General features: G+C 68.5%; 12 protein-coding genes and 1 riboswitch. Of the genes, 7 read left to right on the forward strand and 5 right to left on the reverse strand.

Translation table 11 applies throughout. The features are described 5' to 3' along the window. Positions 1-18 precede the first annotated feature (18 nt). The 3 genes from ARTH_RS19030 to ARTH_RS19040 form a co-directional block, all read right to left on the reverse strand. Positions 19-564 (reverse strand): YceI family protein, encoded by a 546-nt coding sequence (locus ARTH_RS19030; protein WP_011693582.1) that lies wholly within the window; start codon positions 562-564, stop codon positions 19-21. An 82-nt stretch (positions 565-646) separates the two neighbouring features. After that, positions 647-1,732, reverse strand: a complete 1,086-nt coding sequence (locus ARTH_RS19035) for an LLM class flavin-dependent oxidoreductase (protein WP_011693583.1) — start codon at positions 1,730-1,732, stop codon at positions 647-649. 66 nt (positions 1,733-1,798) lie between these two features. Beyond that, a complete protein-coding gene (locus ARTH_RS19040; RefSeq protein WP_011693584.1) occupies positions 1,799-2,395 on the reverse strand; it encodes a phosphoribosylanthranilate isomerase in 597 nt (198 codons plus the stop codon). Between the two features lie 122 nt (positions 2,396-2,517). Here ARTH_RS19040 and ARTH_RS19045 point away from each other — a divergent pair, with 122 nt between their 5' ends. Then, positions 2,518-3,150: a HutD/Ves family protein gene (locus tag ARTH_RS19045; protein WP_011693585.1), complete on the forward strand. Its 633-nt coding sequence runs from the start codon at positions 2,518-2,520 to the stop codon at positions 3,148-3,150. 5 nt (positions 3,151-3,155) lie between these two features. Here the strand turns inward: ARTH_RS19045 and ARTH_RS19050 are convergent, their stop codons facing one another. Further along, entirely contained in the window at positions 3,156-5,120 is a 1,965-nt protein-coding gene (locus ARTH_RS19050) for a glycogen debranching N-terminal domain-containing protein (RefSeq protein ID WP_011693586.1), read from the reverse strand. 239 nt (positions 5,121-5,359) lie between these two features. Between ARTH_RS19050 and ARTH_RS19055 the strand changes: the two genes are divergently transcribed. From ARTH_RS19055 to ARTH_RS19070, 4 genes are all read left to right on the forward strand, one after another. Further along, positions 5,360-6,520 (forward strand): LacI family DNA-binding transcriptional regulator, encoded by a 1,161-nt coding sequence (locus tag ARTH_RS19055; protein WP_156810713.1) that lies wholly within the window; start codon positions 5,360-5,362, stop codon positions 6,518-6,520. Positions 6,521-6,598: 78 nt separating this feature from the next. Continuing rightward, positions 6,599-7,261, forward strand: coding sequence for a hypothetical protein (locus ARTH_RS19060; protein ID WP_011693588.1), 663 nt, complete (start codon positions 6,599-6,601; stop codon positions 7,259-7,261). Between the two features lie 50 nt (positions 7,262-7,311). Further along, positions 7,312-7,379: riboswitch (guanidine-III (ykkC-III) riboswitch) on the forward strand. A 9-nt stretch (positions 7,380-7,388) separates the two neighbouring features. Continuing rightward, the gene (locus ARTH_RS19065) at positions 7,389-7,712 is read left to right on the forward strand and encodes a DMT family transporter (RefSeq protein WP_011693589.1); all 324 of its coding nucleotides are present in this window, start codon (positions 7,389-7,391) and stop codon (positions 7,710-7,712) included. Further along, the gene (locus ARTH_RS19070) at positions 7,712-8,050 is read left to right on the forward strand and encodes a DMT family transporter (protein ID WP_011693590.1); all 339 of its coding nucleotides are present in this window, start codon (positions 7,712-7,714) and stop codon (positions 8,048-8,050) included. The genes ARTH_RS19065 and ARTH_RS19070 overlap by 1 nt, the downstream gene beginning before the upstream one ends. On the opposite strand, the gene ARTH_RS19075 is transcribed toward ARTH_RS19070, so the two are convergent. Continuing rightward, positions 7,992-9,077, reverse strand: a complete 1,086-nt coding sequence (locus tag ARTH_RS19075; protein WP_011693591.1) for a LacI family DNA-binding transcriptional regulator — start codon at positions 9,075-9,077, stop codon at positions 7,992-7,994. The two genes, ARTH_RS19070 and ARTH_RS19075, sit on opposite strands and share 59 nt — an antisense overlap. A gap of 195 nt (positions 9,078-9,272) precedes the next feature. Here ARTH_RS19075 and pulA point away from each other — a divergent pair, with 195 nt between their 5' ends. Continuing rightward, on the forward strand, positions 9,273-12,350 hold the full coding sequence (gene pulA / locus ARTH_RS19080) for a pullulanase-type alpha-1,6-glucosidase (protein WP_011693592.1): 3,078 nt from the start codon (positions 9,273-9,275) through the stop codon (positions 12,348-12,350). A 21-nt stretch (positions 12,351-12,371) separates the two neighbouring features. Continuing rightward, complete coding sequence (locus tag ARTH_RS19085; RefSeq protein ID WP_043430090.1) at positions 12,372-13,022, forward strand: nucleoside/nucleotide kinase family protein; 651 nt, start codon at positions 12,372-12,374, stop codon at positions 13,020-13,022. The last annotated feature ends 151 nt before the right edge of the window (positions 13,023-13,173 follow it).

A 13,173-nucleotide genomic window follows, 5' to 3' on the forward strand; every position in this document is an offset into this window, starting at 1 on the left:
CGGCCACGGGATTCCGGTCTAGCTCTGCTTGACCAGGGCCGCCTCGACGTTGATCTTGACCTTGTCACTGACCAGCAGCCCGCCGGCTTCGAGGGCCGCGTTCCACGTCAGCCCGAACTCCTTGCGGCTGATTTCGGCCTCGGCGCTGAATCCCGCCCTGGTGGCACCGAACGGATCGACAGCCACGCCGGTGAATTCCACCTCGAGTTCCACGGGCTTGGTGATGCCGCGGATGGTGAGGTCACCGGTGACGGTGTAGTCCTCGCCGTCGCCTTCGATGCCGGTGGCCCGGAAAGTCATCTCGGGGAACTGCTCGACGTCGAAGAAGTCCGCCCCGCGCACATGGGCATCACGGTTGGCATCGCCGGAGTCGAAGCTTGCCGTCTTGACGGTGGCGTGCAGGCTGGACGCAGCCAGGGACGTGCCCACGTGCGCTTCGGCCGAGGCGTCGGTGAAGCGGCCGCGGACCTTGCTGATGCCGGCATGGCGGACCGTGAACCCGATTTCGCTGTGGGACATGTCGAGTGTCCAGATGCCGGGGGTAATACCTTGGGGCAGAGTCACAACGGGTCTCCTTTGACTCGGGTGGCGGGCGTGGCCGCCGGGTTCTTCGGGGTGCTCCCCAGCTGAATGCTAGCGAACACCCTCAGCCGCGGCTAGCCTCGGCACCGGACGCCCCCGCCGCAGGCAGAGCCGCGGCCGGGGACCACTTGGGTTGCCAGCCGATGGCGGGGGCGATGTGGCGGGCAACAGTGCCGAGGAGTTTGGCGTTGAAGTCCACGCCCAGCTGGTTGGGGACGGTGAGGAGCAACGTGTCGGCAGCCTGCACCGCGGCGTCTGCCGCAAGTTCCCCGGCGATCGCCTCAGGCTCGCCCACGTAGCTCTTCCCGAACCTTGCCACGAGCCCGTCGATGATGCCCACCTGGTCCCGCTTTTCCCTTAGGGCGCTGAGCCCGAAGTACCGGCGGTCCTCCTCGTCCACGATCGGCAGCACGCTGCGGCTGACCGAAACCCGCGGCGTGTGCTGGTGGCCTGCGCCGGCCCAGGCGGCACGGAACATGCTGATCTGCTCCGCCTGCAGCTCGTCGAAGGGCACGCCTGTGTCTTCGGTCAGCAGCGTGGAGCTCATCAGGTTCATCCCCTGCTCCGCGGTCCACACCGCGGTGGCGCGGGATCCGGCACCCCACCAGATCCGGCGGGCAAGATCGGGCGAGTTCGGCTGGACCGGGAGCTTGCCGGGTCCGCCGCCGTAGCGCGGATCCCTTTCGGCCACCCCGGCGCCGGTGATGGCGTGGCGGAACACCGCGGTGTGCCGGCGTGCCATGTCTGCCGGGCTCTCGCCGTCGGCCGGAACATGACCGAACACCGCGGCTCCGTCCCGGGCCGGTTCGGGCGAACCGCGGCTGACACCCAGCTGCAGCCTCCCGCCGCTGATCAGGTCCGTGGCGGAGGCTTCCTCGGCCATGTACAGCGGGTTCTCGTACCGCATGTCGATGACGCCGGTGCCCATCTCGATCCTGCTGGTGCGCGCGGCGATGGCGGCCAGGAGCGGGAACGGGGACGCCTGTTGCCGGGCAAAGTGGTGCACCCGGAAGAATGCGCCGTCGATCCCCAGTTCCTCAGCTGCCACGGCGAGGTCGATACCCTGCAGCAGCGCATCCCGGGCCGTGCGGGTACGGGACCCCTCAACGTTGCCCCAGTGGCCGAAGGAAAGAAATCCGATGCGCTTCATGACTGCGGCAACAAGAACCGTGCGCTATCCATTCCGGCTGAGGCCGTGTACTCCGTCGGGACGGCGCTAAGCCTTCGCCGCCAGCACGAACGCCCGGATCTTCGCCAGGTCCTTCACCCCGCGGGAACTTTCGACGCCGGAGGAGACATCCACTCCCCACGCACCGGCTTCCTTCGCGGCCCGGGCGACGTTAGCGGGGTCGAGGCCCCCTGCCAGCAGCCAGTTTCGGCCGGCCAGCCCTTTCGCCTGCACCGAGGCGTAGTCCCAGGCCTCGCCGGAGCCCGGAACAGCGGCGTCGATCAGCAGCAGTTCCTCGCCCCAGCTGCCGAATGCTTCCGGGGAGGCACCCATGGTGACGGCCCTGATCACCTTCATGCCGGCGTCGTGCGCTGCCTTGACGTCCTGCGGGGTGCGGTCCCCATGGAGCTGGATCCAGTCCAGGCCGGCGTCGCGGGCGACGGCGATGGCGTCCGCCACGGCCTCGTGGCGGAATACGCCCACGGCCGGGGTGCCGGGCGGAACGTCGGCAAGAAGCTCCCGCGCCCGGGCGGGCGTGACCTCGCGCGGACTCCTGGTCAGGACAAAGCCGACGGCGTCCGCACCGGCGCCGGCCGCTTCCCGGACTGACTCGGGCGTACTCAGCCCGCACACCTTGACGAACATCCCTGGCTCCTCCTGCCGTGTTTCCTCCACCTGACGTTAGCAAGCCTGCGAAGCGCTCACCGACACCTCTTCACCGGCGCCGCTGCGGGCCCGGCCCGGCGTCAGGCCGCTAGGCTGGTCGGATGGAGATCATCCGCTATGCCGAACTCAGGGCCGAACCGTGGCGCAACAAAGGCGGTGTCACCCGCGAACTGGCCAGCCATCCGAAGGCCGCCTCCGCCCAGGACGGCGCGTGGGACTGGCGGGTGAGCATCGCCGAGGTGTCCAAGGCCGGCGCGTTCTCTTCTTTTCCCGGCATGGACCGAGTGCTCACGGTGATCGAAGGCGAACTCCTCCTGCTGACGGTAGACGGCACCGAACACCCGCTGGAGAAATACCGGCCGTTCCGGTTCTCCGGCGACGCCGACACCGCCAGCGCACTGCCCACGGGCGACATCCGCGACCTCAATGTGATTACCCGTAACGGGGCGTTCAAGGGGTACACGTCCATCATCGAGCTCTCCAAGAAGCGCGCCCACCCCGTCTTCGAAGGCCAGCTGGGCATCCTGCTGCAGGGCCAGGCCACTGTCACCCCCGGCATCGCCGGCGTCGGGGACACCCCGGGCGACGGCGAAGCACCAGAAGCAGCCCGGGCATCAGGCGAGCCGGAGACGCTGGGCCGCTATGACGCCGTCGTAGGTTCCGGCTCCAATACGCCGGAAATCCTGGGCCGGGGCTTCCTTGCAGTCGTGTCGATAGACCGCGTTACCGCCTAGCCCGGCTACAGGCTGGCGGCCGACGCCTGCAGGTCCTCCCGCGCTGCCGGCCGCCCGTTCGGGGTAAGCGCAGCGGCGATCACCACCGAGCTGGCCGAGGCCCAGGCCTGCGGGCGGCAGCTCGCGGGGAACGGCACGGGGGTGCGCATGGTGTCGGAGCCGTGGCCGCCAAAGAGCTCCGGCAGCCGCCAGTCGTTGGCTTCGGCCACGTGCAACAGCCCGGCGGCGAGCTGCGCAGCTTCATCCGGGTATCCGTCCGCCAGCATGCCGCTGATGATCAGGGCCGTGTCGTGGCTCCAGACGGCGCCCGCGTGGTACCGGGTGGGCCAGTAGCCGCCATTGGTGGTGGACAGGGTCCGGACGCCGTAGCCGGAGAACATGGTGGGGTCCATGACGCGGCGCACGACGATCCGCTGTTCCTCCTCATTGAGGATTCCGGTGCCGAGTAGGTGCCCCATGTTGGAGGTCACGCCGTCCACCGGGCGCTTGTCGGCATCAAGGGCGAGCGCCGGGTAGGGACCCAGTTCGTCCTCGCACCAGAACTGCGCCCGGAAGCGCTCGGCCATGCCTGCCGCGTAGTCGCGCCATTCCTGCGCCCCGGGACGTCCGAAGGCGTCCAGGATTTCCGCACCCACCACGGCGGCCTCGTAAGCATAGGCCTGGACCTCTGCGAGCGCGATGGGCCCCTTCGCCAGTGAGCCGTCGTGCCAGCGGATGGCGTCGCCGGAGTCCTTCCAGCCCTGGTTCACCAGGCCCTGGCCGGAGGCGTCGAGGTATTCCAGGAAGCCGTCCCCATCCAGGTCGCCATGGTCCCGGAGCCATTCGAGGGCGTCCTGGAGGTTGGGCAGGAGTTCCTCCACCTCGGCATCCGGCATGCCGGCTTTCCAGGCGTCGTGCAGGAGGCAGATCCACAGCGGCGTGGCGTCAATGGTTCCGTAGTACACCGGCGGCAGGCGCAGGGCCTGACCGCTCTCGGCCATGGTCAGGACGGTCCTGCGGACCTCGTGCAGGATCTTGCCGGGCTGGACGGCCGTGGTGTGGTCCGTCTCGGTGCCCTGCCGGCCGGCGAGCGCACGGAGGGTTCCGCCGGCGATGGCCGTGTTGATGGGCAGCAGCATGCGCGCCGCGATGATGGAGTCGCGCCCGAACATGGTGAAGAACCACGGGGCACCGGCCGCCAGGAACGTGTCACGCGGATGCGAGTAGTGCGCCAGGCGCAGGCTGTTGAGGTCGCTGACGGACCGTTCCAGGAGCCTGCTGAGCCGCGGGTCGTTTGAGGCCGGAGCCACGATGGGTTCCCCGTCCGCGGCGAGCATCGGGGAGTCCTCGTCCGTCAGGTCCACTGCCCAGGCCAGCTCCACTGGCACCCCGGGAAACACCTGCACGGCCCAGTCGATGGTCACCGTGTTGCCATTGACGCCGACGGTTCCGTTGCCCGCCGTCAGCGCCAGGGTGGTGTCCTGGTCCCGCCAGGACCAGGTGGTCCCCTGCGGCTCCACCGGGGCGCCGCCACGCGCGCCCTGCTTGATGTCTTCCATCGTGGTGTTGTCCGCGCCAAGGGTCAGCCGGACCGTCAGCGACACCGGCTCCCGCATGGCCGACTCAAGACGCAGCGTCTCAGCCACCCGGCCGGAGCAACCGGTGAGGCTCTCGGTGTCCGCGCCGGGACGGATACGGCCGGATTGGGCCGAACGCGTACGCACCAGGGAGAGCAAAGGGTCCGCCACCTCGGCGTCCGCGCGCACAAAATAGATGTAGTCGGTTTCCTTGGAGGAACGCAGCTGGGTGGACACCCATTCAGGCTCCCGCCCGTCCACCGTCAGGACTGCGGTGTTGAGCACACGGTCATCACCGCAGTAAATACCCTGCGCGCCGATATGCCGGACCTGACCATGGGCGTCGGACCAGGCTTGGATGGGAGCGCTGAAAACGCCCGAGAGATTGTGCAGGTATGGCTGTTCAGAGGCCACGGTGAAACAACTCCTGTGCTGCTGGGTTTCGGGGGCGGAGGCTGGCGTCCGCTTTACCGGGCGTGAACCTGGGCGCACGAATTTGATCGATCAAATTTGTGCGGTTAAATCGTCTCACACGTTAGTGTGGGAAGGAAAAGTCCGCCGTGGCGCGGCAACGCCGGGACGCCCGCCGGCCACCGGCCACCGGCCACCGGCCGCATTTAGCCACTCAGTACCCGCGTCCTAAGGAGACCCGCTTGCCCCGGCCCACCCTCGCCAGCCTGGCTGGCGAACTTGCCGTGTCGCGGCAGACCATCTCGAATGTGCTGAACGCCCCGCACAAGGTCAGGCCCGCCACCCGGGAACGCGTCCAGGCCGCCATCGCCGCGGCCGGCTACCGGCCCAGCGCCGCGGCCCGCCAACTGCGGACCCGGCGTTCCATGAACCTCGGCATGCGGCTCCTTCCCGCCACGAACGGCATCAACGGTGCCGTCCTGGACCGCTTCCTGCATGCGCTCACGGAAGCGTCCCAGTCGGCCGGCTACCGGCTCACGCTCTTCTGCGCCGACTCGGACCGGGACGAAATACGACAATACGGGCAACTTCTGGACGTTGCCGGTCTGGACGGATTCATCCTGACCTCCAGCACCCCCGACGACCCCCGGACCCGGTGGCTGCAGGAACGCGGCACGCCTTTCGCCGTTTTCGGCCGGCCCTGGGATGCCGCCGGGCACCCCGCAGCGGCGGACCACCCCTGGGTGGATGTGGACGGGGCAGCCGGAACGGAAGCGGCCGTGCAGATGCTGCTGGCGCAGGGCCACTCGCGGATCGGATTCCTGGGCTGGTTCACGGGCGATCCGGTGGGTGCGGACCGCCGCCGGGGCTGGGAGCGCGCCATGACCGCGGCAGGGCGGGGCCAGGATGTGCCGGGACTCAGCGTGGAAGCGGAGGACACCGTTGCCGGCGGCGCGTCCGGAGCGGGCCTGCTGGCATCTAGGGGCGCCACGGCCATGGTCTGTTCCAGCGACTCCCTGGCGCTGGGAGCCATGGAGAAACTCCGGGAATCACGGCGTGGCGGGTCCTCTTCCGGGCAGGCTGCCGGCAGGGGCGCCCGGCCGGGCGCCGGGCCGGACGGCCCCAGCGGCCGGACCGCCGTCGTGGGCTTCGACAACACTCCCGTGGCTGCGGCGCTGGGTCTCTCCAGCGTCGCCCAGCCCGTGGAGGAGGCGGCTCGCCACATCATCCGCGTGCTGGCTTACGAGTTGGCGGAAAGCGGATCTCTTGCCGGTTCGGGCACCGGCCGAACCGCCGGCGGGGCCCTCACTGCAGCTCCCGCCCCGCCGGAAAGGCAGCTCCTCCTTGCACCGCGGGTGGTGGAACGGATTCCGCTGCCGCTGGCGGCACCCGGTAGCAGCTAAGACCAAGCGAGAGGCCTTGATGTTTCCGCATCAGTGCCCTAATGTCCCCAGCTACTGGCTGAACTTCTGGAGCCGAGCATGAGCGACAAGGAATCTGCATCAACCGCGGGCGACGCCCGGCCCGCCGCCCATCAAGCCGCGCCCGTCCCCCGGACCGCGCCCCTCCATTCAACGGTGCCGTTCGTAGCGATCGGCATAACCTGCGGGATTGCCTGGGCCGCAGGATTCCGCAGCTACATGGTGGAGCTGGTGGGCCCGGAGTCCACCTTCACCTGGTGGGGAACCTTCGGCGCGATCCTCCTGCCCGGGGCAGTTGCCGGCGGGTTACTGGGCTGGGCGGAAGCACTGCGGCGGGCAGGCGGCCGGCGGGGCTGGCGCTGGCTCGCCCTTGCGCCCCTCGCGTTCGCCGTCGCTCCCCTGTTCATGCCGGGCGCGATTGCCGGCCTTCTCACCGAGGGCCTCGGCGGAGGCGCCATCGCCGTCTCACTGACGGGGATCGGCGGCGGCTACGCCCTCTCCCGCCGCGGGCCGCTCTGGGCAAGGCTTGCCTGCGGACTCGTCAGCGCTGCCCTCGCCGTGGCACTCGCCCTGACGGGGCCCGGGATCGCCGGCCCCAGGCTCGCCATCACCGAACCGCGCGGCGCCTGGTTTGCGGTGCTGGCCGCATCGTTCATCGCGGTGCTTGCCCTCGCCGCGTCGATCCCGCACCGGGCCCCACCCCTGCCCAAGCAGCCCCGGTGAGCTTGGCCACCAACGGTGGCCGCCCGGCTTCGGGCGTTGCTACGCTGGGACCAAGGCTTTCCCTTCCGGAGCCTCCGGACGACGGTTCAGTACCCGGCACGCGACAAGACTGGCCAAAGGATCTGTCATGTCGTGGTTAATCCTCATTTTCTCCGGCGCGCTCGAGGCCGTCTGGGCCGCAGCGCTGCACCGGACTTCCCAGGCCACAGGCCGCCGGCGCGTGCTGCCCGCGGCGGTCTTCCTGGTCTCCGTCATCGCCAGCACCGGCGGCCTGGCCATCGCAATGCAGTCGATCCCCACAGGCACCGCCTACGCGGTGTGGGTGGGTGTCGGCGTGGTGCTGACCTCCGCCTACGCGATCGTCACCAAGGTGGAACGCGCGACGGCGGCGCGACTGCTGCTGCTGGCCGGTATCGCGGCGTCTGTGGTGGGCCTGAAGGTGGTGGCGTAATGACCAGGAATGCGACTGCCTGGCTGATCCTGCTCGCTTCCGCTGTGCTTGAGGCTGTCTGGGCCACCGCACTGGGCCTGTCCGACGGTTTCTCCCGGCCGCTGGCCACTGCCGTTTTTGCCGTCACAGCAACACTGAGCATGGCGGGGCTGGGGATCGCTGTGAAGTCGATCCCGCTCGGGACTGCCTACGCCGTGTGGGTGGGGATCGGCGCCGCCCTTACCGTGGGCTGGGCGATGGCCACCGGCGTCGAGCCCGCCAGCCCGCTCAAGCTGCTGTTCATCGCCGGGATCGTGGGCTGCGCGGCGGGCCTGAAGCTGCTGCCGCAGGACCGGTAGATCCACGCACCACCAGGTCGGACGCCAGGACCACCGGCGAACGGGTGGACTGTTCGCCGGCAATTTCGGCCGCCAGGGCATGGACGGCGGCGTGCGCGATCGCGGCGACAGGCTGCCTGAGGGTGGTCAGCGGCGGATTGGTGAGCGCCATCAGCGGGGAGTCGTCGAAACCGACGATGGACACATCCTCCGGGACGCGCAGCCCCCTGGCTTGGACGGCGCGGATGGCGCCGAGTGCCATGACGTCGGAGGCGCACACTATGGCCGTGTGGCCGGAGTCCAGGAGCTCATTGGCCGCGCTCTGCCCGCCTTCCACCGTGAACATGCTGGTAGCCGTGTGCGGTTCCGGGTCCTGGGTGTCCAGGTACTCGGCGAGGGCGGAGCGGAATCCGGCCAGCTTTTGCCTGCTGGGGATGAAACGGTGCGGGCCTATAGCCAGCCCCACCTTCCGGTGCCCCAGGCTGGCCAGGTGGTGCACCGCCGTGCTGATTGCCGCGGCGTCGTCATTGGACACGGAGGCGGCCGACAGTTCCGGACGTGCACCGTTGACCAGGACGAACGGGATGCCGCGGCCGCGGAGCCGGTGGTAACGCTCCAGGCTGGCCTGGCCGTCGGCGTGTGAACTGCAGATGAAAATGATTCCGGACGCTTCCTGCGCCACGAGCATCTCGATGTACTCGTCTTCTGAGCGCCCCCCGCCCGGCAGGGCACAGAGGATCGGGATGAAGTCCTCCTGGGACAGGAGCGATACGACAGTCTGCGCAATTGCCGGAAAGATCGGATTGGTCAGGTCCGGAACAATGATCCCCACCTGGCCCCGGGTGGTGCTTCGTGCACGGTCCGGCCGCTCGTAGCCAAGGTCGTCCATCGCGGCGAGGACCGACTGCCGCACCTCGCGCGAAACGCCTTTCCGTCCATTGACCACGCGGGACACCGTGGCGATGCTGACTCCCACCTTCCGGGCGAGGTCCTCCAGCTTGGGTCGCTCCGGGGCGTCAGGGTGTGCGCGGCCCGCCGTCGTGCTCATAAGGCTCCTTCACCGGAACAGCCGTCCGGAAGTCATCGTGCCCCCAGTCTACGTAAACGGCACGCCGCAAACGATGAAAACAGAACGCAAAATTTTCCGTAAATGGTTGACGTGCGTCACAACGGCTACCTAGGCTCATCGGTATCCCCGCTCACCGCTGATGCCGTTCTGGGGCATTGTCAAGGAAGGTCTCCCATGATTCGCCACTCCCGCCTGCCCGGGTCCCCGCCCGTCCTCAACAGGAAACTCCTGGCTGCGCTGGCCGCAGCCTGCGTCACTCCCCTCACCCTGGGCGGCCTGGCCCTCCCCGCCTTTGCGGACCACACTGCCACTCCGGGGACGGTGGCCCTCGTCGGATCGCTGCAGTCCGAAATCGGCTGCCCGGGCGACTGGCAGCCGGAGTGCCCCGCCAGCAGGCTGCTGCCGGTCGAGGGATCCGCAACTCTGTTCCGGGCCACCTTCGATGTCCCGGCCGGCACCTACGCCATGAAAGTCGCCCTCAACAATTCATGGGACGAGAACTACGGCGCAGGCGGGGCGGCCGGCGGGGGCGACATCGTGCTCAACGCGCCGGGAGGACCGGTGACCTTCACGTACGACCACGCCAGCCACAGCCTCACGGACGACGTGCCGGACGCGCTGGGAGCCGACGCCGGGGCGCACTGGCTGACGGCGGACACCATCGCTTGGAAGGCCCCCGCAGCCGAGGGCACGACCTACCGGCTCTACAGCGCCCCCGACGGCGGCCTGGCGGTTGCCGACGGACAGGTCACCGGCGGTTCCGCCCTTCCCCTCGAGCTCGATGCCCAAGGGTTGGATGCAGGCCTTGCGGCAAAGTATCCGCACCTGGCGGGCCTCGCCTCGCTGCGGCTGACGGAAGCCGGCTCACGCCAGGCCAAGGAACTGCTCAAGGGCCAGCTGCTGGTGGCCGCGATCGGCCCGGACGGCAAAGTCACAGCCACTACCGGGATCCAGGTTCCCGGCGTCCTGGACTCGCTGTACCCCGGAGCGGCAGAGCGGGAACTTGGACTGGCCTGGAAGGGCAGGCGCCCGGAGCTTTCGCTGTGGGCCCCCACGGCCCGCAGCGTCGCTGTCCGCACCTACGCCTCCGGCTCCGGCGGCGAACCCGTCGCCACCACGGCCATGAAACCGGGCAAGGACGGCGTATGGTCCATTACCGGGGACAAGGACTGGAACGGTGGCTACTACCTGTACGAAGTGGAGGTGTTCGTTCCGGAAACCGGCAAGGTCGAGCGGAACCTAGTCACCGACCCCTACAGCGTTGGCCTCTCCGCCAACTCCGAGCGCAGCCTCTTCGTGGATCTGGATGACAAGTCCCTGGCACCGTCCGGCTGGGCCAAACTCCAGAAGCCCGCGCTCAGCAAGCCGGAGGACCTTTCCGTCTACGAGCTGCACGTGCGTGACTTTTCCATCACCGACGACTCCGTTCCGGCCGGGCACCGCGGCACCTACAAGGCGTTTACGGACACCGGCAGCAACGGCATGAAGCGCATGCAGGAACTGGTGGACGCCGGGATGAACGCGGTCCACCTGCTGCCTGTCAACGACATCGGCACCATCGAGGAGCATCGCAGCGAGCAGCGCGAGCCGCTCTGTGACCTCGCAGCCCTTCCCGCCGACTCAGAGGAACAACAGGCCTGCGTGGCAGGGACGGCAGCCAAGGACGGTTTCAACTGGGGCTACGATCCCCTGCACTACACAACACCCGAAGGCTCCTACTCCACCAACCCGGACGGAGCCACCAGGATCACGGAGTTCCGTGAAATGGTGGCCGCCCTCAACACCACCGGCGCGCGGGTCATCCAGGACGTCGTCTACAACCACACCTCCAGCGCAGGCCAGTCCGGAAGCAACAACCTCGATCGGATTGTCCCGGGCTACTACCACCGCCTGAACGCCGTCACCGGTTCCCTGGAGACGTCCACGTGCTGCGCCAACACGGCCACCGAGAACGCCATGATGGGCAAGCTCATGGTCGACTCGCTGGTGACGCTGGCCAGGACCTACAAACTGGACGGGTTCCGTTTCGACCTCATGGGGCACCACTCAAAGCAGAACATGCTGGACGTCAGGGCTGCCCTAGACAAGCTGACCCTGCACAGGGACGGCGTGGACGGCAAGAACATCGCCCTGTACGGCGAGGGCTGGAACTTCGGCGAGGTGGCCAACAATGCCAGGTTCGTGCAGGCCACCCAGGCGAACATGGCCGGAACCGGCATCGGGACGTTCAACGACCGCCTGCGCGACGCCGTCCGCGGCGGGGGCCCGTTCGACCCCGATCCGCGCGTCCAGGGTTTCGCTTCCGGATTGTTCACGGATCCCAACGATTCCCCGGCCAACGGCACACCCGAACAGCAGAAGGCCGCCCTCCTTCTCGCACAGGACCTGGTGAAGGTGGGCCTGACCGGCAACCTGAAGGACTACTCCTTCATTGACCGCACCGGCGCCGCCGTCAAGGGTTCGGACGTACCGTACAACGGCGCCCCGGCGGGGTACACCAGCGATCCCCAGGAGGCCATCACCTACGTGGAGGCCCACGACAACGAGACGTTGTTCGACGCCCTGGCCCTGAAACTGCCACAGGATACGCCCATGGCCGACCGCACCCGGATGCAGACCCTTGCGCTCAGCACCACGGCCTTCGGCCAGGGCGTCTCCTTCTGGCATGCCGGAGGCGAATCGCTGCGCAGCAAGTCCCTGGACCGCAACAGCTACGATTCCGGCGACTGGTTCAACGTCCTGGACCACACGGACGCCACCAATGGATTCGGCCGCGGCCTGCCGCCCAAGGCTGACAACGAGGACAAGTACGGCTACATGCGCCCGTTGCTGGCAGATCCGGCCCAGAAGCCGGCTTCCGCGGACATCACGCAAGCCCGTCAACGGGCCGAGGAACTGCTGCGCATCCGCAAGAGCACGCCGTTGTTCCACCTGGGCGATGCCGGACTGGTCCAGCAGAAGGTCTCCTTCCCGGCGGGCGGCCCGGAACAAACCCCGGGCGTTGTGGTGATGCGCATTGACGATTCGGTCGGGACGGACGTGGACCCGAACCTGCGCGGGCTGGTGGTGGTGTTCAATGCCTCGGATGAGGCCACGAGCCAAACCCTGTCCGGCACGGCGCGTTCCGCCTACGCCCTGCACCCGGTGCAGGCCGGGGGCGTCGATTCCGTGGTCAAGGCGGCCGGATATGATGCGCAGTCGGGGACCTTCAGCGTCCCCGCCCGCACGGTGGCGGTGTTCCAGGCCAGGTAACGGCGAATTAGGCTGGTGGCCATGGCATCTATCCAGCCGGACGCGCTCCGGCATCCGGAGTTGAGGGCGGCCGTGGCGGACCTGCGCGGCCGCCTGGCGTCCGGGAACCGGACGCTGCTCGGCATCACGGGCTCGCCGGGATCCGGCAAATCGACGTTTGCGGCTGCCCTGCACACCCTCTTCGGCCCGGACCTGGCCGTGGTGGTGCCGATGGACGGCTTCCACCTGGGCAACGCGATCATCGACGGCACGCCGCTGCGGCAGCGCAAGGGGGCAATCGACACGTTCGACGCCGGCGGTTACCTCTCACTGCTGCGGCGGCTCGCCCGGCGGGATGAGCCGGTGGTCTACGCGCCGGATTTCCGCCGGGAGATCGACGAGCCCGTGGCAGCCTCCATCGGCGTTCCGGCCTCGGTGCCGCTGGTGATCACAGAAGGGAACTACCTGCTGGCGGACCACCCGGTGTGGCGGCAGGTCCGGGCGCAGCTGGACCAGGTCTGGTTCATGGACACTCCCCCGGACCTGCGGCTCGAGCGGCTGGTGGACAGGCATGTGCACTTTGGCATGGACCGGCCTGCTGCGGAGCTATGGGCCGGCGGCTCCGACCAAGCCAACGCGCGGCTGATCGAATCCACCCGTGCTGCCGCGGACCGGATCATTCCCTGGTCCTAGGGTTCCCGGTTCGTTCACCGCCGGCCGGACGGGGTTCCCGAAGTCTTATTTCAGCGGCAAACGGTCCAAGGCAGTGCAGCCCTGTTAGCCTGCTCCTAGGATCACCGGACCATCATTGGGTCTCAGCCGGTGGCTGGGTCCCCCGTGGCTC

Origin of the sequence: Arthrobacter sp. FB24, assembly GCF_000196235.1 — a bacterium.
GTDB lineage: Bacteria > Actinomycetota > Actinomycetes > Actinomycetales > Micrococcaceae > Arthrobacter.

What these genes read in the sequence shown, in the direction of transcription:
- ARTH_RS19085 (WP_043430090.1), top strand. Translation starts at nt 12,372, where the DNA reads ATGGCATCTATCCAGCCGGACGCGCTCCGGCATCCGGAGTTGAGGGCG.
- ARTH_RS19075 (WP_011693591.1), bottom strand. Translation starts at nt 9,077, where the DNA reads ATGAGCACGACGGCGGGCCGCGCACACCCTGACGCCCCGGAGCGACCC.
- ARTH_RS19035 (WP_011693583.1), bottom strand. Translation starts at nt 1,732, where the DNA reads ATGAAGCGCATCGGATTTCTTTCCTTCGGCCACTGGGGCAACGTTGAG.
- ARTH_RS19070 (WP_011693590.1), top strand. Translation starts at nt 7,712, where the DNA reads ATGACCAGGAATGCGACTGCCTGGCTGATCCTGCTCGCTTCCGCTGTG.
- ARTH_RS19040 (WP_011693584.1), bottom strand. Translation starts at nt 2,395, where the DNA reads ATGTTCGTCAAGGTGTGCGGGCTGAGTACGCCCGAGTCAGTCCGGGAA.
- ARTH_RS19060 (WP_011693588.1), top strand. Translation starts at nt 6,599, where the DNA reads ATGAGCGACAAGGAATCTGCATCAACCGCGGGCGACGCCCGGCCCGCC.
- ARTH_RS19045 (WP_011693585.1), top strand. Translation starts at nt 2,518, where the DNA reads ATGGAGATCATCCGCTATGCCGAACTCAGGGCCGAACCGTGGCGCAAC.
- pulA (WP_011693592.1), top strand. Translation starts at nt 9,273, where the DNA reads ATGATTCGCCACTCCCGCCTGCCCGGGTCCCCGCCCGTCCTCAACAGG.
- ARTH_RS19065 (WP_011693589.1), top strand. Translation starts at nt 7,389, where the DNA reads ATGTCGTGGTTAATCCTCATTTTCTCCGGCGCGCTCGAGGCCGTCTGG.